This window comes from Stakelama marina, from assembly GCF_018122655.1.
GTDB classification, from domain to species: Bacteria; Pseudomonadota; Alphaproteobacteria; order Sphingomonadales; family Sphingomonadaceae; genus Sphingomonas; species Sphingomonas marina.
The window spans coordinates 38,484-64,323 of the sequence record NZ_JAGRQC010000002.1; the positions used below are offsets into that span (position 1 = coordinate 38,484).

The 25,840-nt window shown below is 63.4% G+C and carries 28 protein-coding genes; 14 read left to right on the plus strand and 14 right to left on the minus strand.

Going from position 1 to position 25,840, the window contains the following annotated elements; genetic code table 11:
- Positions 1-5 precede the first annotated feature (5 nt).
- From J7S20_RS06550 to J7S20_RS06570, 5 genes are all read right to left on the minus strand, one after another.
- The gene (locus tag J7S20_RS06550; RefSeq protein WP_284053447.1) at positions 6-656 is read right to left on the minus strand and encodes a CoA transferase subunit B; all 651 of its coding nucleotides are present in this window, start codon (positions 654-656) and stop codon (positions 6-8) included.
- Between the two features lie 2 nt (positions 657-658).
- Positions 659-1,525, minus strand: a complete 867-nt coding sequence (locus J7S20_RS06555) for an HAD family acid phosphatase (protein WP_284053448.1) — start codon at positions 1,523-1,525, stop codon at positions 659-661.
- On the minus strand, positions 1,525-2,232 hold the full coding sequence (locus tag J7S20_RS06560) for a CoA transferase subunit A (RefSeq protein ID WP_284053449.1): 708 nt from the start codon (positions 2,230-2,232) through the stop codon (positions 1,525-1,527). The genes J7S20_RS06555 and J7S20_RS06560 overlap by 1 nt, the downstream gene beginning before the upstream one ends.
- Positions 2,233-2,325: 93 nt before the next feature.
- Positions 2,326-3,030: a VIT1/CCC1 transporter family protein gene (locus J7S20_RS06565; RefSeq protein ID WP_284053450.1), complete on the minus strand. Its 705-nt coding sequence runs from the start codon at positions 3,028-3,030 to the stop codon at positions 2,326-2,328.
- 10 nt (positions 3,031-3,040) lie between these two features.
- Positions 3,041-3,955, minus strand: a complete 915-nt coding sequence (locus J7S20_RS06570; protein WP_284053451.1) for an SMP-30/gluconolactonase/LRE family protein — start codon at positions 3,953-3,955, stop codon at positions 3,041-3,043.
- Between the two features lie 88 nt (positions 3,956-4,043).
- Between J7S20_RS06570 and J7S20_RS06575 the strand changes: the two genes are divergently transcribed.
- Positions 4,044-5,708: a thiamine pyrophosphate-binding protein gene (locus tag J7S20_RS06575; protein ID WP_284053452.1), complete on the plus strand. Its 1,665-nt coding sequence runs from the start codon at positions 4,044-4,046 to the stop codon at positions 5,706-5,708.
- A gap of 1 nt (position 5,709) precedes the next feature.
- Here J7S20_RS06575 and J7S20_RS06580 read toward each other — a convergent pair whose 3' ends face one another.
- From J7S20_RS06580 to thiS, 4 genes are all read right to left on the minus strand, one after another.
- Complete coding sequence (locus tag J7S20_RS06580) at positions 5,710-7,074, minus strand: DUF2252 domain-containing protein (protein ID WP_284053453.1); 1,365 nt, start codon at positions 7,072-7,074, stop codon at positions 5,710-5,712.
- Positions 7,075-7,163: 89 nt separating this feature from the next.
- Positions 7,164-7,334, minus strand: coding sequence for a CsbD family protein (locus J7S20_RS06585; protein ID WP_284053454.1), 171 nt, complete (start codon positions 7,332-7,334; stop codon positions 7,164-7,166).
- A 145-nt stretch (positions 7,335-7,479) separates the two neighbouring features.
- On the minus strand, positions 7,480-8,280 hold the full coding sequence (locus tag J7S20_RS06590) for an alpha/beta hydrolase (RefSeq protein ID WP_284053455.1): 801 nt from the start codon (positions 8,278-8,280) through the stop codon (positions 7,480-7,482).
- 36 nt (positions 8,281-8,316) lie between these two features.
- Positions 8,317-9,321 (minus strand): sulfur carrier protein ThiS, encoded by a 1,005-nt coding sequence (gene thiS, locus J7S20_RS06595; protein WP_284053456.1) that lies wholly within the window; start codon positions 9,319-9,321, stop codon positions 8,317-8,319.
- Positions 9,322-9,446: 125 nt separating this feature from the next.
- On the opposite strand from thiS, the gene aroQ reads away from it, so the two are divergent.
- The 13 genes from aroQ (at position 9,447) to bfr (ending at position 21,638) form a co-directional block, all read left to right on the plus strand.
- On the plus strand, positions 9,447-9,881 hold the full coding sequence (aroQ, locus tag J7S20_RS06600; RefSeq protein WP_284053457.1) for a type II 3-dehydroquinate dehydratase: 435 nt from the start codon (positions 9,447-9,449) through the stop codon (positions 9,879-9,881).
- Between the two features lie 31 nt (positions 9,882-9,912).
- A complete protein-coding gene (gene accB, locus J7S20_RS06605; protein ID WP_284053458.1) occupies positions 9,913-10,413 on the plus strand; it encodes an acetyl-CoA carboxylase biotin carboxyl carrier protein in 501 nt (166 codons plus the stop codon).
- 4 nt (positions 10,414-10,417) lie between these two features.
- Complete coding sequence (accC, locus tag J7S20_RS06610) at positions 10,418-11,782, plus strand: acetyl-CoA carboxylase biotin carboxylase subunit (RefSeq protein ID WP_284053459.1); 1,365 nt, start codon at positions 10,418-10,420, stop codon at positions 11,780-11,782.
- A 101-nt stretch (positions 11,783-11,883) separates the two neighbouring features.
- Complete coding sequence (locus J7S20_RS06615) at positions 11,884-12,537, plus strand: hypothetical protein (RefSeq protein ID WP_284053460.1); 654 nt, start codon at positions 11,884-11,886, stop codon at positions 12,535-12,537.
- The gene (gene arsC, locus J7S20_RS06620; protein WP_284053461.1) at positions 12,534-12,878 is read left to right on the plus strand and encodes an arsenate reductase (glutaredoxin); all 345 of its coding nucleotides are present in this window, start codon (positions 12,534-12,536) and stop codon (positions 12,876-12,878) included. Before J7S20_RS06615 ends, arsC begins: the two co-directional genes overlap by 4 nt.
- A gap of 14 nt (positions 12,879-12,892) precedes the next feature.
- Entirely contained in the window at positions 12,893-14,446 is a 1,554-nt protein-coding gene (locus J7S20_RS06625; RefSeq protein ID WP_284053462.1) for a phospholipase D-like domain-containing protein, read from the plus strand.
- Positions 14,447-14,579: 133 nt separating this feature from the next.
- Positions 14,580-16,139 (plus strand): tryptophan halogenase family protein, encoded by a 1,560-nt coding sequence (locus J7S20_RS06630; RefSeq protein WP_284053463.1) that lies wholly within the window; start codon positions 14,580-14,582, stop codon positions 16,137-16,139.
- 33 nt (positions 16,140-16,172) lie between these two features.
- The gene (purL, locus tag J7S20_RS06635) at positions 16,173-18,401 is read left to right on the plus strand and encodes a phosphoribosylformylglycinamidine synthase subunit PurL (protein ID WP_284053464.1); all 2,229 of its coding nucleotides are present in this window, start codon (positions 16,173-16,175) and stop codon (positions 18,399-18,401) included.
- Positions 18,402-18,472: 71 nt separating this feature from the next.
- Positions 18,473-18,853: a hypothetical protein gene (locus J7S20_RS06640; RefSeq protein ID WP_284053465.1), complete on the plus strand. Its 381-nt coding sequence runs from the start codon at positions 18,473-18,475 to the stop codon at positions 18,851-18,853.
- On the plus strand, positions 18,850-19,530 hold the full coding sequence (locus J7S20_RS06645; RefSeq protein WP_284053466.1) for a nitroreductase family protein: 681 nt from the start codon (positions 18,850-18,852) through the stop codon (positions 19,528-19,530). The genes J7S20_RS06640 and J7S20_RS06645 overlap by 4 nt, the downstream gene beginning before the upstream one ends.
- Before the next feature lie 60 nt (positions 19,531-19,590).
- Complete coding sequence (locus tag J7S20_RS06650) at positions 19,591-20,844, plus strand: DUF418 domain-containing protein (RefSeq protein WP_284053467.1); 1,254 nt, start codon at positions 19,591-19,593, stop codon at positions 20,842-20,844.
- 84 nt (positions 20,845-20,928) lie between these two features.
- A complete protein-coding gene (locus J7S20_RS06655) occupies positions 20,929-21,099 on the plus strand; it encodes a (2Fe-2S)-binding protein (RefSeq protein ID WP_284054026.1) in 171 nt (56 codons plus the stop codon).
- 56 nt (positions 21,100-21,155) lie between these two features.
- A complete protein-coding gene (bfr, locus tag J7S20_RS06660; protein ID WP_284053468.1) occupies positions 21,156-21,638 on the plus strand; it encodes a bacterioferritin in 483 nt (160 codons plus the stop codon).
- An 8-nt stretch (positions 21,639-21,646) separates the two neighbouring features.
- On the opposite strand, the gene J7S20_RS06665 is transcribed toward bfr, so the two are convergent.
- The 5 genes from J7S20_RS06665 to J7S20_RS06685 form a co-directional block, all read right to left on the minus strand.
- The gene (locus J7S20_RS06665) at positions 21,647-22,057 is read right to left on the minus strand and encodes an Hpt domain-containing protein (protein WP_284053469.1); all 411 of its coding nucleotides are present in this window, start codon (positions 22,055-22,057) and stop codon (positions 21,647-21,649) included.
- Between the two features lie 68 nt (positions 22,058-22,125).
- Positions 22,126-22,329, minus strand: coding sequence for a sulfurtransferase TusA family protein (locus J7S20_RS06670; protein WP_284053470.1), 204 nt, complete (start codon positions 22,327-22,329; stop codon positions 22,126-22,128).
- Positions 22,326-23,672 carry a ribosome biogenesis GTPase Der gene (gene der, locus J7S20_RS06675; RefSeq protein ID WP_284053471.1) on the minus strand — a complete coding sequence of 449 codons (1,347 nt, stop codon included), beginning with the start codon at positions 23,670-23,672 and terminating at the stop codon, positions 22,326-22,328. Before der ends, J7S20_RS06670 begins: the two co-directional genes overlap by 4 nt.
- Before the next feature lie 83 nt (positions 23,673-23,755).
- Positions 23,756-25,084: an outer membrane protein assembly factor BamB family protein gene (locus J7S20_RS06680; protein ID WP_284053472.1), complete on the minus strand. Its 1,329-nt coding sequence runs from the start codon at positions 25,082-25,084 to the stop codon at positions 23,756-23,758.
- The gene (locus tag J7S20_RS06685) at positions 25,081-25,821 is read right to left on the minus strand and encodes a tetratricopeptide repeat protein (RefSeq protein WP_284053473.1); all 741 of its coding nucleotides are present in this window, start codon (positions 25,819-25,821) and stop codon (positions 25,081-25,083) included. Before J7S20_RS06685 ends, J7S20_RS06680 begins: the two co-directional genes overlap by 4 nt.
- Positions 25,822-25,840 lie beyond the last annotated feature (19 nt).

A 25,840-nucleotide genomic window follows, 5' to 3' on the forward strand; every position in this document is an offset into this window, starting at 1 on the left:
CGCGTTCAGGCGGTCTCCAGCGCAATCTCGTACTTGGCCGTCGTCTTTTCCGCGACTTCCTCCGCCGTCACGCCGGGCGCCAGCTCGATCAGCTTGAACGGGCTGTCATGGTCCGCCCGCTGGAACACGGCGAGGTCGGTAATAATCATGTCGACGACATTGGTGCCGGTCAGCGGCAGCGAGCATTCGGGAATGAACTTCGGATCGCCGTGCTTCGACGTGTGCTCCATCACGACGATGATCTTCTTCACGCCCGCGACCAGATCCATCGCGCCGCCCATCCCCTTGATCATCTTGCCGGGGATCATCCAGTTGGCGATATCGCCATTTTCGGCGACTTCCATCGCGCCGAGCACGGTCAGATCGATATGCCCGCCGCGGATCATGGCAAAGCTGGTTGCCGAATCGAAGAATACCGATTGCGGCAGTTCGCTGATCGTCTGCTTGCCGGCGTTGATCAGGTCGGCATCCTCTTCGCCGGCATAGGGAAAAGGCCCGATGCCGAGCATCCCGTTTTCGGACTGGAGCGTGACCTCGACCCCTTCGGGGATGTGGTTCGCGACCAGGGTGGGAATGCCGATGCCCAGATTGACGTAGAAGCCGTCCTGAAGCTCTTTGGCGGCACGCGCCGCCATTTCATCACGGGTCCAGGGCATCCTTACTTCTCCTCCGCCGGAGGATTCCAGCGTTTGTCACGGGGAAACACATCGTCCATGCCGCCCTTGATCTGCGGCCCATAGACGGGGTTGGGAAAGACGAACCAGCCCGCCCCCCAATTGGAGGCGATGGCGGGAGTGGCAACCGCGGCGCGGCGCGTCGCGACGTCCGAAATGGCGTTGAACCGGTCGCTGATATCGCCGAGCTGGTCGCCGCCCAGCGCAAGCACGCAGTAGCGCGCGGCGATGGTCGCGCGCCGGCCGTCCTTGTGACCGCCGGTGGCGTCGTCGCCTTGCAGGAACAGTGTCTCGCCATGTTTGGCGGGGCCCAGCCCGGCACGGTCGAGCGCCTGTTCGGTATAGGCCGCGTTGGCCGCGTTGCGGTTGGTGTTGAACACGATGGTCACGCCCATCGCGCGCAACTGCCGCAGCGCATCCGCGGCGCCGGGCGTGGGTTCGACCTTGTCGATGCCGGTCCGTTCCCACTGCGACCAGCGATCGGGCGTGAACTTTCCGCCCGCCGCCTGCCAGCTTTCGAAGCCATAGTTCAGGAGCACGGTTTCGTCGGCGTCGAAAACCGCCGCGAACGGCTTGTCGCCGCACGACACATATTGCGGGTTGGCGAGCGTCGCACCCGGCGTCAGCACCACGCTGTTCGCCGGGCGATTGCGCACCTTCTGACCGACATAGGCAACCAGATCGCGCCACTGCCCGCGCGTAAGGGCGGCCGCTTCCGCGGAGCCGTAGAGATACTGCATCCCCGCGGGCACGGGCTGCGCCGCTGCCTCGGTCGAGGCAGGCCGGGTTGCGGCGGTGGTGCACCCGGCGAGCGCCAGCGCACCCAGCGCAATCGCGGAAAATGCGCGCATCAGGCCGCCTCGCGCTCGCGCGTGGTGACGAATTCGATTTTCTTGTCGTAAGGCGCGCCGACGATCATCCGGTTCACATAGATGCCGGGCAGGTGAATCTGATCGGCGTCGAGCGTGCCCACCGGCACGACTTCCTCAACCTCTGCGATGCAGACCTTGCCCGCAGTCGCCATCGGCTGGTTGAAGTTGCGCGCGGTCTTGCGGAAGATCAGGTTGCCCGCCTCGTCCGCCTTATATCCCTTGATGATCGCGATGTCGGCGACGATGCCGCGTTCGAGGATATATTCCTCCCCGTCGAACAGCTTCGTCTCCTTGCCTTCGGCGACCTGCGTGCCGACGCCGGTCTTGGTGTAGAAGCCCGGAATGCCCGCACCGCCCGCGCGACACCGTTCGGCGAGCGTGCCCTGCGGGCAGAACTCGACCTCAAGCTCGCCGGACAGGAACTGCCGCTCGAACTCCTTGTTCTCGCCGACATAGGAGGAGATCATCTTCTTGACCTGCTTGGAGCGCAGGAGCTTGCCCAGCCCTTCATTATCGATGCCGGCATTGTTGCTGGCGATGGTCAGGTCCTTCACGCCCGACGCCTGGATCGCGTCGATCAGCCGTTCGGGAATGCCACACAGGCCGAACCCGCCCGCGCAGATCATCAGGCCATCCTTCAGCAAGCCGTCGAGAGCCGCCTCGGCATTGGGATAAAGCTTCTTCATGCACCGATTCTCCTAGCTGGCACGGGCGATAGTCAAAGGTCAGCCACGCGGTCAAGCAAACCTGAACCAACTTTCAACTTTGTAGCCGCAGGCCTAGAGCTGCGTGCCGACCAGTGCGCCCACCGCGGCCGTAATCCCCATGGCGAGCGCACCCCACAGCGTCACGCGCCAGGCCGCCCTGCCCATTTCGGCGCCGCCCGTCCGCGCACCGAGCGCGCCGAGCGTCGCAAGCAGGAACAACGACAAGAGAACCACCGAGACGGCGATCGTCGAAAGCGGCATTACCAGAACGAGCAGCACCGGCGGCAATGCTCCGGCGGCAAAACTCGCAGCGGAAGCGAGCGCGGCCTGGACCGGGCGCGCGGCGGTCGCTTCGTGGATTCCCAGTTCATCGCGCAGATGCGCACCAAGCGCGTCATGCGCGCTCAACTGGTCGGCAACCTGCAGGGCGAGGTCCGGCGAAAGCCCGCGCCCGCGATAGATGGCGGCAAGTTCGCGGCGCTCGGCCTCCGGATTGCGTTCAAGCTCGAACGCTTCCTTGGCGGTGTCGGCGGCTTCGGCATCGGATTGCGAGCTGACCGAAACATATTCGCCCGCCGCCATCGACATCGCACCGGCGACGAGGCCGGCAATGCCCGACAAAAGGATCGAGTGCCGGTCCGATCCCGCCGCCGCGACGCCGGTAATCAGGCTCGCGGTCGAAACGATGCCGTCATTGGCGCCGAGCACCGCGGCGCGCAGCCAGTTGATCCGGTGGACGAGATGCTTTTCGCTGTGATGCGACAGTTCGGCGCCCATGCGTTTCCCTTCAGAAGTTGAGCTTCAGCCCCGGGCGGGGCCAGCGCATCCGCGCAAGCCTGCCCGTTCCCGACAATGTGATATAAGCGGTGTACAGGTCTTCACCACCCCAACAGATGTTGGTAGTGAAAATATCCGGAGTGGCCACGAATTCAACCAGTTCGCCGGCCGGCGATACCACCGAAATGCCGCTTTCGCCGATCGTGGCGACACAGATATTGCCCGCCGAATCGACACCCAGCGAATCGAAGAACTTGTACCCGGCGGGTCGGTAAAGCGGGATGCCGGGACCGCCCGGCCCCGCCATATCGTCGACCTTCCCCGGCGCGATCACGTTGAACGCCATCAGCCGGCAGGTATAGGTTTCCGCAGCATAGAGCGTCTTGCCGTCGGGCGAGAGGCCGATCCCGTTGGGATTTTCACTGGGAAAGATCACCTCTTCAAGGTGGCTGCCATCGGCTTTCGCGTAGAAAATGCCGGTGATGTCGCGTTCGCGCGGGCGATTCTTGCCATGGTCGGTGAACCAGAAACCGCCATGCGCATCGAAGACGATGTCGTTGGGCCCGCGCAGCGCGCAACCGAAATCGCCATCCTTGTAAAGCGTCTCCACCGCGCCGGTCGCCGGGTCGATCCGTTCGATCCGACCGCCCGAATAGTCATCCGCCTGTCCGTGGGGCATCAGGTGGCCCATATTCTCCACCCAGTTGAACCCGCCATTGTTGCAGCAATAGAGCTTGCCATCCGGCCCCATCGCCAACCCGTTTGGACCGCCGCCCGGTTCGGCCACAACTTGCGTACTCCCGTCCGCCATGACGCGCGTAATGCGTCCCGCGGCGATTTCGACGAGGATGACGCTGCCGTCGGGCATCGCCACAGGTCCTTCCGGAAAGCGCAGTCCCTCTGCGATGATTTCAAGCTCTGCCATATCCCCTCCGCCTTGTCGTTTGCGGCACCCTATCGCGAAAGTCCGCTGCCGTCTTCCGCTCGGCTTCACCGGCCGCTAGACCGGGTGCATGACCAATTCTCGCACCGGCGGCCGCATCCTAGTCGATAATCTCAAGCTACAGGGCTGCGACCGGATATTCCACGTCCCCGGCGAGAGCTTCCTCGCCGTGCTCGACGCACTGCACGATACGCCCGAGATCGATCTGGTCACCTGTCGCCAGGAAGGCGGCGCGGCCTTTATGGCGTGCGCCGACGGCGCGCTGACCGGTCAGCCGGGGGTGTGCTTCGTCACGCGCGGGCCCGGCGCGACCAACGGCTCGATCGGCGTCCATGTGGCGATGCAGGATTCGATCCCGATGCTGTTCTTCATCGGTGATGTCGACCGGTCGATGCGCGATCGCGAAGGGTTTCAGGAGGTCGATTTCCCCGCGATGTTTTCGCCGCTGGCGAAATGGGCGACGCGGATCGAGGACGCGCGTCGCATTCCCGAATATGTCGCGCGGGCGTGGAGCGTCGCAACGAGCGGGCGCCCCGGCCCGGTGGTAATCGCGCTGCCCGAGGATATGTTGTGCGACGTGGTCGAAGCCACCGACCGCCCCGCCGTTGCCCGCTTCGAGCAATCGCCCGACCCGGAAGCGATCGAGGCGCTGATGGGGCTGCTCAAGGACGCAGCGAGTCCGATCGCGATCATCGGCGGCGCCGGCTGGTGCCAGGGCACAGCGCATTATTTCGCCGAGTTCGCGACGCGCATCGGCCTGCCGGTCGCAGCGGCGTTCCGGCGGCAGGACGCGATCGCGAACGATTGCCCGGTCTATGCCGGTAATCTGGGGTACGGCCCCAATCCGGCGCTCGTGGAGCGGGTGAAGAAGGCCGACCTGATCCTTTCCATCGGCGCACGGCTCGGCGAAGCGACGACCGACGGCTATTCGCTGATCACGCCCGATCATCCCGGCCAGACGCTGGTCCATGTCCATCCCGATCCGGAGGAACTGGGCCGCGTCTATCGCACCGACCTGCCGATCTGCGCCGATATGCGCGAGTTCGCCGAAACGATTGCGCTTTGGGATCAGGACATCCTCGATTTCGATGCGGGCAAGCAGGCGCATGCCGAGTGGCAGGCCTGGAATCGCCCCGAACCGCGCGACGGCGTTGCGCTCGACCTCGGCCAGTGCGTCGCGGCGATGCGCGAGCGGATGGCGGCGGACGATACGATCATCTGCAACGGCGCAGGTAATTTTTCCGCCTGGTGGCACCGCTATTGGCACTATGGCGAATATGGAACGCAGCTCGCCCCGACCGCCGGCGCGATGGGCTATGGCGCACCGGCGGCGGTGGCGGCCGCTCTTCGTCACCCCGAAAAGACGGCAGTCGCGCTTGCCGGTGACGGCGATTTCATGATGAACGGCCAGGAACTTGCCACTGCGGTACAGCATGGCGCCGACCTGCTCGTAATCCTGGTCGACAATGGCGGTTACGGCACGATCCGCATGCATCAGGAACGCGAATACCCTGCACGACTGAGCGGAACCGCGCTGAAGAATCCCGATTTCGCCGCCCTCGCCCGGGCCTATGGCGGCTGGGCCGAAACCGTGGAGACGACCGACCAGTTCGCGCCCGCGCTCGACCGTGCGCTTGGCGAAAAGGGCCTGCGCCTGCTTCACCTCCGGACCGACATCGAAGCGATCAACCCCGCAACGACCATCAGCAAGCTACGCGAAACCGCGCGCGGCTGATCTAGCTGTCATGGTAAAAGCGGAATACGCCGAGCGCGTGATCCCGCTTGAATAGCTCGTGGTCCTTGTAGATCCGCTTGGCCGCGTCGTGCGCGAAGGCGACGATGTCCGCGCAGAACGCCTCCGGCTCGATCGAGCCCATGATGCGTCTTTCGGGCGGATCGTCATGGTTATGCTCACCTTCTGAACGGGCATGGGTGTGCGCCAGCGCGTGGCCGCAGATGCCGGCATAGGTCGCCATCTCGCCGGGATCGAGATCGTCGCTATCGATATCGTCCTTGAAGGGGCTGCGTTCGCGCACGAGGAAGGACCGACCTTCGATTTCGGCCCTGCCATAAAAGGGATCGCCGCCGACCAGATGGACGTCATGCGCGGTCACGATCGCGTCGATCTGCTCGCGCGCCTCGAAATCATTTTCGGGCACCAGCCCGTAGAGCGAAGACCGGCGGGTCTGCTTCATTTCAAGCACGACGCAGCGGTCGTCTCCATCGCCCCACCCTTCGAGCAGGACGAAATATCGGTCCAGTCCAAGGCTGGCGGTCCCGCTGTCCTTCTTGATCGCCACGTCGCGAACGATGAAGAAATCGTCGGGCCGCGAGACGCCGCCGATCTCGTTTTCGCGGCGATATTTGTCGATGATCTCCTGAAATTCATCGATTCTGCTGGAAACGGGTACAACCTCGTCATCAGGGATGAAGCGGCAGCGGTCGAGATCGATCAGCTTTGACAGGAATTTGCGCCGGCTCTGCATCGCGCCTTCCAGCAGATCGCGGATCATCGGCGGGCTGTTGTCGAGGCGGAACTGGAAATCATCTTCGCGGTCATCGCGAAGATAATCGACCATCGCGCGCAGGTAGCCATCGACAAAGGCGTGTACGATTTTTCGCCGGTGCTTTTTCTTGAAGCCGTTTTCCTTTGCGACGATCCAGAAACCCGTCGCACACCGCTTGATATCCCAGCTGAACGGCGCTTTCCACGCCTCGTCGAAATCGTTGACACCGAAGATCGGCGTTCCATCGACGCTCGGCATCACGCCGAAATTTTCCGGATGCGCGTCGCCCATGGTGAATACCTGCGGCAGATGCCCATCGGTGCCCGCCTGATCGCGATAATAGAGCAGCGCGGTTCCGCGAAAGAAATGGAATACCGATCCCGCAAGCTTGTCGAACTTGGCCTCCGCGCCTTCCGGGCGGTTATGGATGCGAAACTGATGATCCTCGCGAAGCGTCTGACGAACATGCAGGCGACGTTCGCGTTTGCCGAGCAGCGTCGGCGGTATCACGATGTCGCCGCGTCCCAGCGCCTTTGCGAAGTCGCGAAACTCCGCACATCGGTCGATATCGGGAATTCGGCCTTCGACAATCATTCACGGTTCCTTGCTGGTGACCAATACGCAACGAAAAAGGCCGCGACGGTTTCCCGTGCGCGGCCTTTTCGTGTCGCTTCGTCCAGCGATCAGATGTCGTCGCCGAGTGCGCCTTTCACCTTTCCGCTGAACTGCTGGGCCTTGCCCTTGCCTTCCTGCTCGGCACCTTCTTCGCGCGTTTCCGGATTGTCCGACTGCTGCTTGATCTTGCCGGCAGCCTCGTTGAGGTTGCCCTTTACCTTGTCCTTGAGTTCACCCATCGCGAATCTCCTCAGTCATGCGGCCCGCGAAGGTGCAAGCCACTTTAAATTCACGATTAATGAACGAGCGGGGCGCGCTGCATGTTCCGTTGAAGTGCAACGGTTCGTCGTGTTTCCCGGTTGTCGGGCGCAGCCCCGAAATGGCTCAGCCGAGCGTGCGGTTCAGAAACGCCATGACCGCCTGCCAGTTGGTCTCCGCGCCTTGGGGGTCGCGTGAGACGATCAGCGTCGATGATCCGTGAACACCCTGTTGGGGCACGTAGCGGACATTGCCGTCGCCGGGCAGCGCATCGTAGATCGCCTTTGCCCGGTCGACCTCCTCGGCGCCGGGGGCAGAGGTGATGAAGACCGGAACATCGACCTTCGCCGCCGCCTTTCGCACCATCGACTTGTCGTCGAAATACTCACCCGGCGAAAAGGCGAGCACCGCCTTCACCGCTTGCGGATGCGCAGCGACCAGCGGAAAGACGAGCGAAGAGGAATAGCTGCTGCCCCACACCGCGATGGGAAGCCGCGGGCTTTGCGCCTGCGCCCAGGCGAGCGCGGCCTCCAGATCGGGAATGGCGTCGAGATAGCCGGTCGAACCGCCTGCGGCCTGTACCGTCTGGTTGCCACCGAACATGTCACCGCCCGAACGCTGGTCGATCGCCAGCGCCGAATAGCCCGCTTTCGCGAGGCGCGGCCCGATCGTCGCATATTCTTCCTTGCTCGACCCCGCCTGATGGAAGAGCAGGATGATCGCCTTGGGCTGCGCGGCGCGGTAGATGGTGCCGAACACGCGTTCACCGTCGGCGGCAGTCAGCATCAGCGCGTCGCCTTCGGCAACGTCGGCCTGCGAATTGGCCGTGACCGCGGCAGGCGCTTGATTGGCTTCGGAAGTGCTCGCAGGTTGCGACGAACATCCCGCCAGCATGGCGGCGGTTAGCGAGAGGAACAGCATCTTCATTCGACTTTCTCCCATCGCCGCGCTTGTCATCGCGCCTCAGATCAGGCCCGACAGCGGGCTCGACGGATCGGCATAGCGGCGCTTGCCCATTCGCCCGGCGCGATAGGACAGCCTGCCGCTTTCGACAGCCAGCTTCATCGCCCGCGCCATCATGATCGGGTCTTTCGCTTCGGCGATCGCCGTGTTCATCAGCACGCCGTCGCAGCCCAGCTCCATCGCGACGCCAGCGTCGGACGCGGTGCCGACGCCCGCATCGACCAGCACGGGCACGTTCGCGCCCTCGACGATCAGGCGGATCGTCACCTGGTTCTGGATGCCGAGGCCAGAGCCGATCGGCGCGCCCAGCGGCATGATCGCCACCGCGCCGGCATCCTCCAGCCGCTTCGCCGCGATCGGATCGTCGACGCAATAGACCATCGGCTTGAAGCCTTCCCTGGCCAGGATTTCGGTCGCGCGCAGCGTCTCGACCATATCGGGGTAGAGCGTCTTCGCCTCGCCCAGCACCTCCAGCTTGACGAGATCCCAGCCGCCCGCTTCGCGCGCCAGCCGCAGCGTGCGGATCGCTTCCTCGCCGGTGAAACAGCCGGCGGTGTTGGGCAGATAGGTGATCTTTTTCGGGTCGATATAGTCGGTCAGCATCGGCGCCTTGGGATCGCTGACATTCACGCGGCGCACCGCCACGGTGACGATCTCCGCACCCGATGCCTCTAGCGCGGCGGCATTCTGTTCGAAATCCTTGTACTTGCCTGTGCCGACGATCAGCCGCGAGCGGAAGGTGTGGCCGGCGACCGACCATGTGTCGTCGTCGATGCTCGCGGCATGATCGCCGCCGCCGACGAAATGAACGATCTCCAGCTCGTCGCCGTCCTCGACCTTTACATCGCCCAGCGTCGAACGCGGCACGACCTCCAGATTGCGTTCGACGGCGACCTTTTCGGGCACCAGGCCAAGCTCTCGCGCCAGATCGGCGAGCGTCAGTCCCGCCGTCACGCGCTTGTGCTCGCCATTTACCCGGATGGTGACCGTGCCGTCCTTGTGCATGTCCGTCCTTCGTTCAGATCAGCCGCCGCCTCGACTTCCAGGTGGCATCGCGGCTAAGGGGGAAAAGAATTTCAACCGCTATATGGTCCGGCAGCCGCCGCCCGCAACCGAGGAGGACATGGAACTTGGCCGATACGATCTATGTCCTCAACGGCCCCAATCTCAATCTGCTCGGGCTGCGCGAGCCCGAAATCTATGGTTCCGACACGCTTGACGACATTGCCGGGCAGCTCGAGGACCGGGCGCGCGAACTCGACCTAGAGATCGACATGCGCCAGTCGAACCATGAAGGGCACCTGATCGACTGGCTGCACGAGGCGCAGTCGCGTAAGGCGAAGGCGGTAATCCTCAATCCCGGCGGCTACACCCACACTTCCGTAGCGTTGCACGACGCGGTGAAGGCGATAAATACGCCGGTCATCGAAATACATCTTTCCAACCCGCATGCGCGCGAAGAATTTCGGCATATCAGCTATGTCGGTCGTGCCGCTCGCGGAACCATCGCTGGCTTCGGCGCGCTTTCCTACATCCTCGCGCTTGAAGCCGCCGCGCGCTTCTGACACAGGGCGCGCTTGTTTGACTGAGGGGCATATGGCCGAAGAAAAGAAGAATCACGGCGAAATGCAGATCGACATCGATCTGGTTCGTCAGCTTGCCAGCGTTCTGGATGACACACAGCTCACCGAAATCGAGGTCGAGGACGGCGACCGCAAGGTCCGCGTGGCGCGCAAGGTCAGCGCCGCCGCCCAGCAATATCAGGCGCCGCCAATGGCCATGGCGCCGCAACCGCACGCCCAGCAACAGGCGGCAGCGCCTTCCGCTCCGACCGTCGATCCGGTCGGCCCGTCGGCAAGCGATGTCGATGCGGTGAAGTCGCCGATGGTCGGCACCGCCTATCTGGCCGCCGAACCCGGCGCCAAGCCGTTCATATCGGTCGGCCAGCAAGTCGCGGCGGGCGACACGCTGCTGATCGTCGAGGCGATGAAGGTGATGAACCCGATCGCGGCGCCCGCCGCAGGCACCGTCAAGCAGGTGCTCGTGGAGAACGGCCAGCCGGTCGAGTTCGACCAGCCGCTCGTCGTCGTCGAGTAAGCCGATGCGCGAGATCAAGAAGCTGCTGATCGCCAATCGCGGCGAGATCGCGCTGCGCATTCACCGCGCCTGCCACGAAATGGGCATCAAGACCGTCGCGGTGCATTCGACCGCCGATGCCGATGCGATGCACGTTCGCCTGGCCGACGAAGCGATCTGCATCGGCCCGCCCTCGGCGACCGAAAGCTATCTCAACATCCCGAACATCATTTCGGCGGCAGAGATTTCGGGCGCCGATGCGGTGCATCCGGGCTATGGCTTTCTGAGCGAGAACGCGAAGTTCGCGGAGATCGTCGAGAGCCACGACATCCTGTTCGTCGGCCCGAAGCCCGAACATATCCGCGTGATGGGCGACAAGGTGGAAGCGAAGCGTACCGCGGGCGCGCTCGGCCTGCCGCTCGTTCCCGGCTCGGACGGCCCGCTGAACGATGTCGAGGAGGCGAAGCAGGTCGCCAACGCGATCGGCTATCCGGTGCTCATCAAGGCGGCGTCGGGCGGCGGCGGTCGCGGCATGAAGGTGGTGCCGAGCGAAGACCAGCTCGAGACGCTGATGAAGCAGGCGGGCAGCGAGGCCAAGGCGGCGTTCGGCGATGCCACCGTCTACATGGAAAAATATCTCGGCAACCCGCGCCATATCGAGTTCCAGGTGTTCGGCGACGGCGAAGGCAATGCCGTCCATCTCGGCGAGCGCGACTGTTCGTTGCAGCGCCGCCACCAGAAGGTGCTCGAGGAAGCGCCCTCGCCCGTCCTCGGCCATGCCGAGCGTGACCGGATGGGCGGAATCGTCGCCGATGCGATGGCGGAAATGGGCTATCGCGGCGCCGGAACGATCGAGTTCCTGTGGGAAAATGGCGAGTTCTATTTCATCGAGATGAACACGCGGCTTCAAGTCGAACATCCGGTGACCGAGGCGATAACCGGACTCGACCTCGTGCGCGAACAGATTCGCGTCGCCGAGGGGCGCGGCCTGTCGGTCACGCAGGATCAGGTCACCTTCCACGGCCATGCCATCGAATGCCGCATCAACGCAGAGGACCCGCGCACCTTCGCGCCGTCGCCCGGTACGGTGACGCAATTCCACGCCCCCGGCGGCATGCATGTGCGCGTCGATAGCGGGCTGTACAGCGGCTACCGCGTCCCGCCCTATTACGACAGCATGATCGCCAAGCTGATCGTCTATGGCACCACGCGCGAACGCTGCCTGATGCGGCTGCGTCGGGCACTGGAGGAAATGGCGATCGAAGGCGTCAAGACGACGGTGCCCCTCCACCAAGCGCTGCTCGACGATCCCGAGTTCCAGAAGGGCGACTATACGATCAAGTGGCTCGAAGAGTGGCTGAAGCGCGAGGAAGTTCCCGCCGAGGCCTGATGTTTCGCTGACCGGCGGCGGCAGCCCCCGCGCCGCTGCCGCTGGTCAGGCAGCCGACTGGCCTCTACGCTTCTCCGTCGTGAATTGGGGGAGAGGCTGCCATGTTCATCGGTCACTATGCACCGGCATTCGTCGCCGCGACGTCGAAACGCTCGCCGGGGCTCGGCACGCTGTTCGTCGCCGCGCAACTGGTCGATATCGGGTTTTTCTCGTTCGTACTGGCAGGGGCCGAGCATATGCGCATCGTTCCCGGCATCACGCGAATGAACCCGATGGACCTGTACGACATGCCGTGGACGCACAGCCTTGCCGGCAGCGCCGGATGGGCGGTGTTGTTCGCGCTGATCGTCTGGGCATGGAAGCGCGACCTGACCGCGGCGGCGCTGGCCGGTGCGGTGGTGCTGTCGCACTGGCTGCTCGACCTGCTCGTCCACCGGCCCGACCTGACATTGGCGGGATCGCCGCCGAAATTCGGCCTCGGACTGTGGAATTTTCCGGCGATCGAAATGCCGCTCGAACTGCTCCTGGCCTTCGGCGCGCTGGGCTATTACGCGGTTCGCACACGAGCCAGAGGCGCGACGGGAACGCTTTCGCTCGCAATTCTTGCAATCATCCTTGCAACCGTTCAGGCCATCGACTGGTTCGGTCCAGAGCCGGAACGGCTGACGCCCGCGATACCGATCACGGCGCTGGTCGCCTATGCGGTGCTTGCCGTGCTCGCCGGCTGGAACGAAAGGAAAAGGGACCTCAGATGAAAGCGACGATCCTACACAATCCGCGCTGCTCCAAATCGCGCGAGGCACTCAAGATCCTCGACGAAGCGCCCGATGTGCAGGTCAATATCGTCGAATATCTGAAGCACCCGCCGACCCGCGACCAGCTTGCGGCGCTCTACGAACGCGCCGGGATGACCCCGCGCGACGGCCTGCGCAAGAACGAAGCCGTGGCGAAGGACCTCAACCTCAGATCGGCCGACGATGATGCCGTTCTCGACGCGATGGTCGAGCATCCCATTCTGATCGAGCGCCCGCTGGTTGAAACCGAAAAGGGCGTCCGCTTGGGCCGCCCGCCCGAAACGGTTCGGGAAATCCTGTAAGCGGAGGCTCCCACGTGGCACGCTTTTCCCCGGCAATCGAACCCGGCCGCAACTGTTGGCGGATCGAACGCGCCGACAAGGCCACGGTGATCGTCGACGCCGAAGATTATTTCCGGCTCGTTCGCGACGCGATGTGCGACGCGAAGCACCAGTTGCTGCTGATCGGCTGGGATTTCGATGCGCGGATCAGGCTGGTTTACGACAAGCAGGATTCGGCGCCTGCTACTGTCGGTGCATTCATCGACTGGCTCGTCGAACGAAATCCGGACCTGCAGGTCCATATCCTGCGCTGGGATACGGGCGCGATGAAGAGCATGATCCGCGGCAGCACCATCGCGACGATCGCGCGCTGGTGGTGGCACAAGCGGATCCATCTGAAGCTCGACAGCTTTCATCCCACCGGGGCATCGCATCATCAAAAGATCGTCGTGATCGACGACTGCCTGGCCTTTTGCGGCGGCATCGACATGACCGGCGACCGCTGGGACACGCGCGATCATACACCGGGCGATGCGCGCCGTAGGGAGCCCGACGACACACCCTATGGACCGTGGCACGACGCGACGACCGCGCTTTCCGGGCCGGTAGCGAAGGCGCTGGGCGAACTCTGCCGCAACCGCTGGGAACGCGCCGGCGGCGAACGGTTGGAAGCCCCTCCACCCGTCACCGGTTGCTGGCCGGACCAGCTTCCCGTGGCCTTTTCGGATGTCGATGTCGCGATTTCGCGGTCTTATCCCGACATGCCGGAACAGCCGCCGGTTCACGAGATCGAGCAGCTTTACTGTGACCTGATCGCGCGCGCCGAACGATGGATTTACGCCGAAAGCCAGTATTTCGCGTCGCGCAAGATCGCCGAAGCAATTGCCAAGCGTCTGGACGAACGCGACGGGCCGGAGATCGTGATCGTCAATCCCGTCCATGCCGAAGGGTGGCTCGAACCGATCGCCATGGACACCGCCCGCGCGCGGCTGTTCGAGGCGCTGCGGCGGCGCGACAAATATGGGCGCTTTCGCCTTTATCATGCCGAAAACGCCGCCGGTGACGAGATCTACATCCATGCCAAGGTCACGGTCATCGACGGCGAGATCCTCCGCGTCGGATCGTCCAATTTCAACAATCGCTCGATGCGGCTCGACACCGAATGCGACGTGACGATCGACGCCTCGCGCACGCCCGATCCCGAATGCGGAGCCGCGGTATCGCGCGTCGCCTATGATCTGATCGCAGAACATACCGGCAGCGATATCGAAACGGTGGCGCAGCGCATGGCCGAAACGGGTTCGCTGATCCAAACGATCGACAGCCTGACGAAACCGGGCCGCCACCTGCGCGGATATGTCACACCCGACCTGAACGAGGTTGAGGCATGGCTGGCCGACAACGAGGTTCTCGACCCCGAAGGCCCCGACGAAATGTTCGAACCCCTCAACAAGCGCAGCCTGTTCCACCGCCTGCGCGCGACGAGCGACAGCGACGGGGTGGGAACCAAGCTGGCGGTCGGCGCCGGTGCCGCGGTTGTAGCAGGCGCAGCGGTGCTGGGGATGCTGGCGCGGCGGCGGAACCGATGATAGGCGTTATTCGGGTCGGCGCGCACCGCATGCTCGGAAGCTGGCATGTACCCTTCTCTGACGCTAAACCCGAAATCATGTTTGATCTCTCCTCCCGCGTGCTAGCGATGACAGCCGAACAAGACTTGGTCTGATGAAGCCCATTCGTTCGATAGCCATCGTTGGCGGCGGAACTTCCGGATGGCTTGCTGCCGCATATCTCGCGCGCAAGCTGGGAACGGCCAAAGGCGGGGTGGCAATCACCCTGATTGAGTCACCTGACATCGCTACGGTCGGCGTTGGCGAAGCGACGATCCCTCCCATCCGCAGCATGGTGGCAGCAACCGGCATCTCCGAAGGAGAGTTTCTTCGCGAAACCGGGGGCTCCTTCAAGCTCGCCATCCGCTTCGACGATTGGTTACACGTTCCCAGCGAACACAGACGGCATAGCTATTATCATGCCTTTGGAAGTTACGGCCGGATAGGCCGCGACCTTATGGCGCCCTACTGGCTTCAGCAGCGCGATACCGAACAACGCTCATTCGTTGACTATACAATGCCAGAAGGCCGCATCTGCGATGCAATGTGTGCGCCCAAACGCCGCGGCGATCCCGAATTTTCCGGTCCTTTCGAATATGCCTATCATTTTGACGCAGCTCGCGCAGCGAAACTGCTTCAAAGGGTCGCTGTCGAGACGGGCGTAAAGCATCTGCTGGGAAAGGTGGAAAATGTCGAACTCGATGCAAACGGCGATATTGCAGCCCTTGTAACCGATCGCCACGGAAAGCTTGAAGCCGACCTCTTTATCGACTGTACCGGCTTCGCGGCGCTCCTCATCGAAAAAGCTCTGGGCGTTCGCTTCGACGACGCGACCGACCAATTATTTTGCGATCGTGCGGTCGTTTGCAGGCCCCTCTATGAAACGCCTGATGCGCCCATCCCCCCTTTCACGGTCGCCACCGCTCGGCCGCACGGATGGATTTGGGATATTCCGCTCTCCGAACGACGGGGCGTCGGCTATGTATACTCTTCCCGCTATTGCGAAGCGGAGGATGCCGAACGGAATTTGCGTTCTTATCTCGGAGAAGCCGGCCGGAACGCTGACAGCTTCGAGATCCGTATTCGTGTTGGCAGCCGCCCAACACAGTGGCATCGCAACTGCATCGCTATCGGGTTGGCGGGCGGCTTCATCGAACCGCTTGAATCAACAGGAATTTATCTTGTCGATATTGCCTTACGCTGGCTTTCCGACCTGTTCCCCGATCAGTCGACGATGAAGGTGGCCGCGCAAGAATTCAACCGACGGATGAATGATTGCTATGCAGACATCATCGATTTTGTGAAGTTGCACTATTGTATCAGCAAGCGTGACGATACCCGGTTCTGGATCGACAATCGTAATCAGGAAACGTGGCCCGAAACACTAAAGCGCAAACTTGAAAACTGGCGCTTTCGCACACCCGGCGAATATGAAGTTGGCGGTTTGCCCGCAGTATTCGGCCTCTCCAACTATCTGCAAGTTCTTTACGGCATGCAATATTTTCCCGACCTTTCCGGCCGCGAAGCACAATTCGCTAATATGGAGCACGCGAACGAGCGGGCAGACGAGCTTCAGCGGACCGCCCTTGCGGCAGTCGATCGCTTGCCCGAACATCGCGAGCTGATAGGCATGATCGCCGGTGTTGGAACCGGGATTTTTGCATCGAAGCTGTAGCGGTCGCCGAGTACGCTCGCTAAATGCGCTGGCATGAACGACGTCAGCCCCGCCATCACGCCCGAGATCGTCGCCGAGCACGGTCTTTCCCCGGAAGAATATCAGCGCGTCCTCCATGCGATGGGACGCGAGCCGAACCTTACCGAGCTCGGCATCTTTTCGGTGATGTGGTCCGAACACTGCTCGTACAAATCCTCGCGCATCCATCTGAAGAAGCTGCCGACCGAAGGACCGCAGGTGATCTGCGGGCCGGGCGAGAATGCCGGGGTCGTCGATATCGGCGACGGACAGGCGGCGATCTTCAAGATGGAGTCGCATAACCACCCGTCCTACATCGAGCCCTATCAGGGCGCGGCGACGGGGGTCGGCGGCATCCTGCGCGACGTTTTCACGATGGGCGCGCGGCCAGTCGCGAACATGAACGCGCTGCGTTTCGGGCGGCCCGATCATCCCAAGATGCGCCACCTGATCGCGGGCGTCGTCCACGGCATCGGCGGCTACGGCAACTGCGTCGGCGTGCCGACGGTCGGCGGCGAGGTGAATTTCCACAAGGCCTATGACGGCAACATCCTCGTCAACGCGATGACGGTGGGCGTCGCCGACACGAACAAGATTTTCTATTCGGCCGCCAGCGGCGTCGGCAATCCGATCGTCTATGTCGGGTCGAAGACCGGGCGCGACGGTATCCACGGCGCGACGATGGCCTCGGCCGATTTCGGCGAGGATTCGGAGGAGAAGCGCCCCACCGTTCAGGTCGGCGATCCGTTCACCGAGAAGCTGCTGATCGAGGCGTGTCTAGAGCTGATGGCGTCGGACGCGATCGTCGCCATCCAGGACATGGGCGCTGCCGGCCTCACCTCCTCCAGCGTCGAGATGGCGTCGAAGGGCGGCGTCGGCATCGAACTCGTCATGGACGACGTGCCACAGCGTGAAGAGGGCATGACGCCCTATGAAATGATGCTCAGCGAATCGCAGGAGCGGATGTTGATGGTGCTCAAGCCCGGTCGCGAGGCCGAGGCGGAGGCGATCTTCCGCAAATGGGAGCTCGATTTCGCGGTCATCGGGCGCGTCACCGATACCGGGCGAATGGTGCTGAGGTGGCAGGGCGATACGGTTGCGGACATTCCGCTCGCGCCGCTTGCCGACGACGCGCCGCTTTACGACCGACCGCATGTGCCGACCGTCGTTCCGACGATGCCGGAAGTGCCGGAAAGCAACGACATCAAGGCCGATTTGCTGACGCTGATGGCCTCGCCCGACATCGCCAGCCGCCGCTGGATCTGGGAGCAGTACGACCACATGGTCGGCGCCGACACGGTGCAGCGCCCCGGCGGCGACGCCGCGGTCGTGCGCGTACACGACACGGCCAAGGGGCTGGCGATCACCACCGATTGCACGCCGCGCTATTGCTTCGCCGACCCGGTCGAGGGCGGCAAGCAGGCGGTGGCCGAGGCGTGGCGCAACCTGTGCTCGGTGGGCGCGAAACCGCTCGCCATCACCAACTGCCTGAACTTCGCCAACCCGCAGCGGCCCGAAATCATGGGCCAGTTCGTCGGATGCCTGGCGGGCATGGGCGAAGCATGCACCGCGCTCGACTTCCCCGTCGTGTCGGGCAACGTCTCGCTCTACAACGAGTCGAAGGCGACTGGCGGCGGATCGGCGATCCTCCCCACCCCCGCGATCGGCGGGGTCGGGCTGCTGGCCGACTGGCAGAAGTCGTGCACGATCGGGTTCAAGAACACCGGCGACGCGATCCTCGTGATCGGCGACCGGATGGGGCATCTCGGCCAGTCGCTGTGGCTGCGCGAGGTGCTGGGCCGCGAGGAAGGGCCGCCGCCGCCGGTCGACCTGAATGCCGAGCGCCGCGCGGGCGACTTCATCCGCACCGCGATCGAACAGGAATGGGTCACAGCCTGCCATGACGTTTCCGACGGCGGGCTGGCCGTGACGGTCGCCGAGATGGCGCTCGCCTCGAACATCGGCGCGATGATCACCGAGGCGCAGCCCTTCGGCGTCTCCGGATCGTTCTTCGGCGAGGATCAGGGCGTCTATGTCGTCACGGTACGCGACGAATTCGCCGCCGATTTCATGGAAGCGGCGGAAAAGGCGGACGTCGTCGTCGATCTGCTCGGCCGGACGATCAAGGACCGCATCGTGTTCGAGCTCGAGGATGTCGACGCAGTCGTGACGATCGACGAGCTTCGCACCGCGCACGAAGGCTTCTTCCCGAAACTGATGGGCGAGGACGCCGCGCTCGCCTGAGGAGCGAGGGAACCGCGAGGCGCGCCGGTGGTAGAATGTCCGATACTATCGGCTGACCAAGGGAGGCCTGCATGACCGATCACAAATCCCCCCTCGCCCGCGACCTGGGTTTCGATCGCGGTATGAAAGTGTGGTTCCGCGACCTGCCTTCCGCGGTCCGCGCAGCGCTCGACCCGGACCGGATGGAGTTCGACGAACTCGCCGCGCCGTCACAGGGGATCGAGGGTTCGCTGATCTTTGTCGAGGACCGCGATACGCTCGCCAAGGAACTTCACGCATTCCACGATCTGCTGGCGCCGGCCGGTTTTGTCTGGGTGGCGTGGCAGTCCGGCCTCGATGAGGAAAGCGTGCGCGAGGCAGCCCGTCCCTGTTCGCTGTCGCCCACCGACACTGCGGCGATCGGCGACTGGACCGCGCTCAAACTGTCGAACCGCAGCGGCCGCGACGCGTGACCGGCGACCTGCCCCCCAGCACCGCATGGCGGCCCTATCCGCAGGCGAGCGACGCAGAGCGGATCGCACGCGCGCAGGACTTTTACGATCATATCGCGACGCGGCGCACGTGCCGGGCGTTCTCCGACGCCCCCGTTCCGCGCGAAATCATCGAAGCCGCCATCCGCGCCGCGGGGACCGCGCCCAGCGGCGCCAATCACCAGCCCTGGCATTTCGCGGTCGTCGCTTCGCCCGAGAAGAAGCGCGCCATCCGCGAAGGAGCCGAAGCAGAGGAGCGCGAATTCTACGCCGGAAAGGCGGGCAAGGAATGGCTCGAGGCGCTGGCGCCGCTCGGCACCGATGAGAATAAGGGCTATATCGAGGTCGCACCCTGGCTGATCGCCATTTTCGGCCAGCGCCGCGGCGGGCTGAAACCCGGCGACGACAGGCAGAATTATTATGTCACCGAAAGCGTCGGCATTGCGACCGGCCTGCTGCTCGCCACGCTCCATGCCGCCGGTATCGCCACGCTGACGCACACGCCCAACCCGATGCGCTTTCTCAACGATGTCTGCGACCGGCCGGCAAACGAGAAACCGATCATGCTCGTGGTAGCGGGCCACCCGGCCTCCGACGCCACGATCCCGCTCCACGCGCTGGAAAAGAAGCCGCTCGACCAGATTTCGTCCTGGATCTGATCGGGCTGGCAAGTCGCCGTCCATGACCTATCATCGACGGGTACAGGCCGGGGGAAACTGATGGCGACGACGCAGCCCGAACGGATCGCCACGCTCGATATCGTGCGCGGCGTCGCGGTGATGGGCATCCTGTTCATGAATATCGTGGGCTTTGCGATGCCAGAGCCGGCCTATATGAACCCGCGCGCCTATGGCGGGGCGAGCGGGATCGATCTCGCCGCCTATATCGCCAATTTCATCCTGTTCGACGGCAAGATGCGCGGGCTGTTCTCCTTTCTGTTCGGAGCGTCGATGCTGCTGGTGATAGAGCGCGCCGAAATGGGCGGGCAGAGCGCGGCCAGAGTCCATTATTCGCGAATGATATGGCTGCTCGTCTTCGGGCTGCTTCACCTCTGGCTTATCTGGTGGGGCGACATTCTGACTCTCTATGCGCTGGTCGGCATGACCGCTTATTATTTCCGTGATTTCCCGACCCGCAAGCTGGTGCGGACGGGGATCATTCTGCTCGGCCTGCAATGGCTGCTGATGATAACCATGCCGATCGGCATCCATTCGACGCTCGCAGGATTGAACGATGCGGAAACCGCAGGCCAGGCACGCCGCGCGCTGGAGCAATTTCAGCACGGTTTCGGTGTTCCATCGACAGACTGGATTGGCGAGCAGCTTGCGCTGATGCGCGGCGGATATGGGCCGATCCTTGCCGACCGGCTGACCCACAATATCGCGACGCCGCTCAACGCCTTCGTCTTCGTGGGCGCGGAAACGCTTGCCTATATGCTGTTCGGCATGGCCGCGCTCAAATCTGGCATGCTGACCGGCGCATGGCCGCGAAAGCGATACGCCAAATGGACGATCGTCGGCTTCGCGATCGGCATCCCCGCTTATGCCGCAATCGCCGCATATCTGGTCTCGACCGGCTTCGCGCTGCTTCCCGTCGCTGTCGGATTGATGGTGCTGACATTGCCGTTCCGGCCGCCGATGATCCTCGCCTGGGCCGCACTCATCATCCTTGCGGCACGACCCGGCGGGGCGCTGACCACGCGAATCGCGGCGGCGGGCCGGATGGCGTTCAGCAACTATCTGGGCACCAGCATCGTCTGTACGACCTTTTTCTACGGCTATGGCTTCGGGCAGTTCGGCCGCCTGTCGCGCGCCGAGCTGTACCTTGTTGTCATCGCGGTATGCGCGGCGATGCTCTTATGGTCGAAACCCTGGCTGGCGCGCTTTCGGTACGGCCCGCTCGAATGGCTGTGGCGGAGCGCCGCTCGCGGCAAGTTGCAGCCCATTTCCGGCGGAGCAACGACCGAGCGCTGACGATTAATTGCGAATGAGATGCAATTATTCTTGCAAGTCGTTCGCATTATCCCTAATCAGCGATCGTCACCGATGGGGATTTTCATGGTCGTCTGCGTCTGTAACGCGATTCGCGAAACCGAAGTCCGCGCCGCCGCGCGCCAGGGCGCACGCAGCGCCTGTCAGGCGTATCGTGCGCTTGGCCGCGAGCCGAAATGCGGTCAGTGCACGCGCTTTGCACGCGACATTATCGAGGCCGAACGCAGCGCCGCCTGACACTTGCCCCGGCCGCCGATGCGGCCTAGCCCTGAGGCAACACAGGGAGGCACGAGATGAAGGGCGACGAAAAGGTCATCGAATTTCTGAACGCGGCGCTGAAAAACGAGCTGACCGCGATCAACCAGTATTTCCTGCACTACCGCATGCTCGATCATTGGGGCGTCGGTCGTCTCGCCAAGTTCGAATATGAAGAGTCGATCGACGAGATGAAGCATGCCGACATGTTGTCGGAGCGCATCCTGTTTCTCGACGGGCTGCCGAATTTCCAGGCGCTCGGCCGCTTGCGCATCGGCGAAACGGTCGAAGAAGTGCTGAAGGCCGATCTCGATCTCGAGCTGGAAGCACTGCCGCTGCTTCGCGATGCGATCGAATATTGCGAGGAAAAGCGCGACTATGTGAGCCGCGATCTGTTCCGCGAAATCCTCGCCAGCGAGGAAGAACATGTCGATACGCTCGAACGCCAGTTCGAAATGATCGAACGCATGGGTATCGAAAATTACATCCAGCTAAACGCCCGGCCCGAACAGGAGGGCTGACGCCGCTATCAGGCGCGCCGGCCGAATACCGGTTTGCGCGCCACCAGCGGGTTCGATTCCTTTTCGAGCAGTTCGAGCGTCGATTCGAACATCGGGCGAAGCTTCACCACATGCTCGAGCGCTTCGCTCGGCGGGTCGTGCCGCTCGACACATCCACGCGCGATCTGCTCGATCGTCTCCGCGATATCCGACAGCGGCTCGGCACCGAATTGCCGCGATTCTCCCTTCAGCGTGTGCGCCGGAATGACCATCGTAGCCGCATTCTGGTCGCGCATCGCCGCTTCGATCTGACCGACCGACTTTACGCCATCCTCTTTGAAATATCCGAGGATGCGGACAAAATTCACCCCAAGCTCGGCACGAGCCTGTGCAAATGACGTCCAGTTTACCAGCGATTGGTTGGCGAGCGACCCATTCATTCCTTCTTCTCCGACATGCCTGGCGTGGCAGCCGACGATTTGTACGACAGCGATCGTAAACAGGTCATTTAGCGCAGGGCATGAAAATGATTTTCAGCGATCCGCTCCAGCGACCAGCCAGCCGCCGAAGCGACCGCGGTCATTTCGCGCTCGGCCGCGGGGTCGTCGGCCAGTATCTCCACCATGTCGGCATCGGTGCTCCGCAGCGCTCGCGCCAGGCGGATCGCGGGCCAGGGACAGCGCATTCCGCGCGTGTCGATGCGCTCGCTCACTCGCGATCGAAGGGGTTTTTGGGCGCACGCAGCATCAGCCGGACCGGCACGGCACCAAAGCCGAATTCGCGGCGAATCCCGTTGATGAGGTATCGCTTGTAGCTTTCGGGAAGCTGATCGACTCGCGTGCCGAACAGCGTGAAGCTGGGCGGACGGACGTTGATCTGCGTCAGATAGCGCGGCTTGATTCGCTTGCCGCCCGGGGCCGGCGGCGGACTTGCTTCCAGCGCGCGCTCGAACCAGCGATTGAGGGCACCGGTCGGCACACGGCGCGACCACGCATCGCGCGTTTCGAACGCCACCTTCATCAGCGTGTCGATGCCTTTGCCCGTCGCCGCCGACACGGTCAGCAGCGGCACGCCCTTCACCTGCGCCAGCCCCTCGTCGAGCGCCGCCTTCACGCCGTTGAACAGGCTGCTCTCATTTTCGGCGACGTCCCATTTGTTCAGCGCGATTATCAGGGCGCGGCCCTCTTTCAGGACATTGTCCGCGATCTTGATATCCTGCACCTCGAGCCCGCGCGTCGCGTCGAGCAGCAGGATCACGACCTCGGCGAAATCGACCGCACGCAGCGCATCGGCGACAGAGAGCTTTTCGAGCTTTTCCTGAACCCGCGCGCGCTTGCGCATGCCCGCAGTGTCGATCAGGCGCACCTTGCGACCCTGCCATTCCCAGTCGATCGCGATCGAATCGCGCGTAATTCCAGCCTCGGGACCGGTAATCAGTCGGTCCTGGCCAAGCATCCGGTTGATGAGCGTCGATTTCCCCGCATTGGGCCGACCGACAACCGCAAGCTTGAGCGGCGCATCGGGCGAATCGGGATCGACTTCCTCAACGGGTTCATCGCGCTCGACATGCGGCAGCAACGCTTCGAACAGGTCGGCCGTACCTTCGCCATGTTCGGCCGACAGCGCGATCGGTTCTCCCATGCCCAGCGCCATCGCCTCGATGATTCCTGCCTCACCCGCGCGGCCCTCCGCCTTGTTCGCGACCAGAACGACCGGCGTTTCGGAAGCGCGCAGCCAGCGTGCAATCTCCTCGTCGAGCGGCGTCAGGCCCGCACGGGCATCGACGAGGAACAGCGCGACATCGGCATCGCGCACCGCCGCCTCGGTCTGCGCTCGCATCCGCCCGGGAAGCGTCGCCGCGTCCTCATCCTCATAGCCCGCTGTGTCGATGATGCGGAATTCGAGGCCAAGCAGCTGCGCATCGCCCTCACGCCGATCGCGCGTGACGCCCGGCTGGTCATCGACAAGCGCGAGGCGCTTTCCGACCAGCCGATTGAACAGCGTCGATTTGCCGACATTGGGCCGGCCGATAATGGCGACGACGGGAAGGGTCATGGCGTGCAATCATATCCGTTTCGGCGCGCGTGGCCATGCCGGGTCGATTCCGGCACGACGACGCGAACAAACCTTTGCCGGACCTAGCGATAGGCGATGATGCGCCCGCCGTCGGTCAGCATATAGAGCATGTTGTTCGCCACTACCGGCGACAGCGAGAAGCTTCCCTTGGTCGTCATCGTCGCGCCGACGGCGCCGTCGGTCGGCGAAACCGAGGTGATCTGCCCTTCCGAATTGGCGAGGATCAGGCGGTTGCCCGCCATGACGGGCCCGACCCAGCTGATCGGGTCCTTCTTCTTCTTCATGTTGCGATAGTTCTGAAGCTGCGAAATCCAGCGCACCTTGCCCGTGGAGCGCGCCATGTTGAGCAGCTTGCCATCATCGGTAACGACATAAATCCAGTCGCCGACGACCCACGGCGTCGAAATCCCCGCGAGATTCTGCTCCCACAGCCGACGTCCGCTCAGGATGTCGAGCGCGACCATGCGACCGCCCTGCCCCACGGCATAGACCTGATCGTTGTCGATCACCGGATCGGCATCGATATCGGCGAGCGACGACACCGATATCGAGATGCTCGACCGCGAAAGGCTGTCGCCCCAAAGCTGATTGCCGTTCTCGTAGCGATAGGCGTTGAGCTCACCCGAGGAAAAGCCCGCGACGACGGTCCCGCGCGCTGCCGCCGGCGCCGCGACGCCAAAGACGCCCTGCGATTCGAGCGACCCCGACTGCGTCCACACGACATGGCCGTCAGCCTGCGACAGCGCGAACAGCTGATTGTCCTGGCTCAGCACATAGACATTGCCATTGGCGAGCGTCGGCGACCCGCGCAGCGGACCGCCCGAACCCGGCTTCTGCCGCCAGATTTCGCTGCCATCGGCCGCATTCATCGCGACCACGTCGCCAAGACCGTTGGTCGCGTAGAGCTTGCCGTTTTCGAAGCTGACACCGCCGCCGAACAGCGAGCGGGCATTTTCGGTATTGTTGCTCGTCTTGTGCACCCAGACCTGGCTGCCATTGTCGGCGGCAAAGGCGTGGACCGCACCCTCGGTATCCATGACGTACAGATGCCCATCTGCGACGACCGGCGCGGCGGCAAGATGCGCGCGGTCAGATCCGCCGGGGATCTGCGCCGTCCAAGCCTGGCTGAGCGTGTCGCCAAGCGCGAGGTTGCCCATCGCCTTGGGCGCGTCGCCGCCGGGCTGCGTCCAGTTGGCATTCGCGGTCGGCGCGGGCACGGTGACCGGCACGTTGGCGATCGTCTCGTCAGGCTTGATCGAATTTTCGGTGACAAGGATCGGCACGCGCTCGCCAAGCACCGGCGTCGTCTTCTTGCCGCCCTTGAAAATACCACATGCGCTGAGCGCGATCAGCGCCGACAGTGCGACAGTCGTCTTCGCCTTCTTCATCATCCCGCAGTCTTTTCCTTCGTATTCGCGTCGCCGTCGCTCTGCTTGCCGGCGCCCTTTTTCTGCGCCGCAGCCTCGGTATCCAATACGCCCGCCATCTGAACCGCACGTTGCCGGATCGATTCGGGCACATTGTCGGCAGCGGCAATATCGCTGAACATCTTGCTCGCCAGATCGGGCCGGTTGGCGCGCAGATAGGCGAGCGCGACCATCTCCCCGGCGCTGCCGAACCACGGGCTCTGCTTGTTGGCGAGCGCGCGCAGCCGCTGGATGATCGCGTCGGGCTTCAGCGTGTCGAACTCAACCGCGGTCTGGCGGATCGTCGCGAGGTCGCGATACGGCTTGGCCAGGCTCTGGTCATTGGCGATTGCGGCAAACTTCTTCGCCGCGCCCTTGTCATCGTCCTTCTTGAGGAGCGCATCGGCCTGCGCGAACGTCGCCATCGCGCGGTAGCCTTCGCTATCGGACTGGGCGAGTTCGGCGAGCGGTTTCTGCGCCTTGTCAGAATTGTCGGCGGCCAGCGCTTCCAGCGCCGTATCGAACTTCTCGCCGCGCTGCTCCGCGGTGCTCTGATTGTGCGTGTGCCAGTACATCCAGCCGCCGACGGCGACGATGACGACCACGATCAGCACCGCGATCCATTTGCCCCAGCGCCGGCCGAATTCGGTCAGCTGGTCGCGCCGCATTTCCTCATCGACTTCGCGAAAAAATGCTTCGTTGGATTCGGGGGACAACGCCAAGGAAAAGCTCCATCAGAGG

Bases quoted from the DNA above. Each gene is read 5' to 3' on its own strand.
- J7S20_RS06550 (WP_284053447.1), bottom strand. From the start codon at position 656: ATGCCCTGGACCCGTGATGAAATGGCGGCGCGTGCCGCCAAAGAGCTT.
- J7S20_RS06555 (WP_284053448.1), bottom strand. From the start codon at position 1,525: ATGCGCGCATTTTCCGCGATTGCGCTGGGTGCGCTGGCGCTCGCCGGG.
- J7S20_RS06560 (WP_284053449.1), bottom strand. From the start codon at position 2,232: ATGAAGAAGCTTTATCCCAATGCCGAGGCGGCTCTCGACGGCTTGCTG.
- J7S20_RS06565 (WP_284053450.1), bottom strand. From the start codon at position 3,030: ATGGGCGCCGAACTGTCGCATCACAGCGAAAAGCATCTCGTCCACCGG.
- J7S20_RS06570 (WP_284053451.1), bottom strand. From the start codon at position 3,955: ATGGCAGAGCTTGAAATCATCGCAGAGGGACTGCGCTTTCCGGAAGGA.
- J7S20_RS06575 (WP_284053452.1), top strand. From the start codon at position 4,044: ATGACCAATTCTCGCACCGGCGGCCGCATCCTAGTCGATAATCTCAAG.
- J7S20_RS06580 (WP_284053453.1), bottom strand. From the start codon at position 7,074: ATGATTGTCGAAGGCCGAATTCCCGATATCGACCGATGTGCGGAGTTT.
- J7S20_RS06585 (WP_284053454.1), bottom strand. From the start codon at position 7,334: ATGGGTGAACTCAAGGACAAGGTAAAGGGCAACCTCAACGAGGCTGCC.
- J7S20_RS06590 (WP_284053455.1), bottom strand. From the start codon at position 8,280: ATGAAGATGCTGTTCCTCTCGCTAACCGCCGCCATGCTGGCGGGATGT.
- thiS (WP_284053456.1), bottom strand. From the start codon at position 9,321: ATGCACAAGGACGGCACGGTCACCATCCGGGTAAATGGCGAGCACAAG.
- accB (WP_284053458.1), top strand. From the start codon at position 9,913: ATGGCCGAAGAAAAGAAGAATCACGGCGAAATGCAGATCGACATCGAT.
- accC (WP_284053459.1), top strand. From the start codon at position 10,418: ATGCGCGAGATCAAGAAGCTGCTGATCGCCAATCGCGGCGAGATCGCG.
- J7S20_RS06615 (WP_284053460.1), top strand. From the start codon at position 11,884: ATGTTCATCGGTCACTATGCACCGGCATTCGTCGCCGCGACGTCGAAA.
- arsC (WP_284053461.1), top strand. From the start codon at position 12,534: ATGAAAGCGACGATCCTACACAATCCGCGCTGCTCCAAATCGCGCGAG.
- J7S20_RS06630 (WP_284053463.1), top strand. From the start codon at position 14,580: ATGAAGCCCATTCGTTCGATAGCCATCGTTGGCGGCGGAACTTCCGGA.
- purL (WP_284053464.1), top strand. From the start codon at position 16,173: ATGAACGACGTCAGCCCCGCCATCACGCCCGAGATCGTCGCCGAGCAC.
- J7S20_RS06640 (WP_284053465.1), top strand. From the start codon at position 18,473: ATGACCGATCACAAATCCCCCCTCGCCCGCGACCTGGGTTTCGATCGC.
- J7S20_RS06650 (WP_284053467.1), top strand. From the start codon at position 19,591: ATGGCGACGACGCAGCCCGAACGGATCGCCACGCTCGATATCGTGCGC.
- J7S20_RS06655 (WP_284054026.1), top strand. From the start codon at position 20,929: ATGGTCGTCTGCGTCTGTAACGCGATTCGCGAAACCGAAGTCCGCGCC.
- bfr (WP_284053468.1), top strand. From the start codon at position 21,156: ATGAAGGGCGACGAAAAGGTCATCGAATTTCTGAACGCGGCGCTGAAA.
- J7S20_RS06665 (WP_284053469.1), bottom strand. From the start codon at position 22,057: ATGAATGGGTCGCTCGCCAACCAATCGCTGGTAAACTGGACGTCATTT.
- der (WP_284053471.1), bottom strand. From the start codon at position 23,672: ATGACCCTTCCCGTCGTCGCCATTATCGGCCGGCCCAATGTCGGCAAA.
- J7S20_RS06680 (WP_284053472.1), bottom strand. From the start codon at position 25,084: ATGATGAAGAAGGCGAAGACGACTGTCGCACTGTCGGCGCTGATCGCG.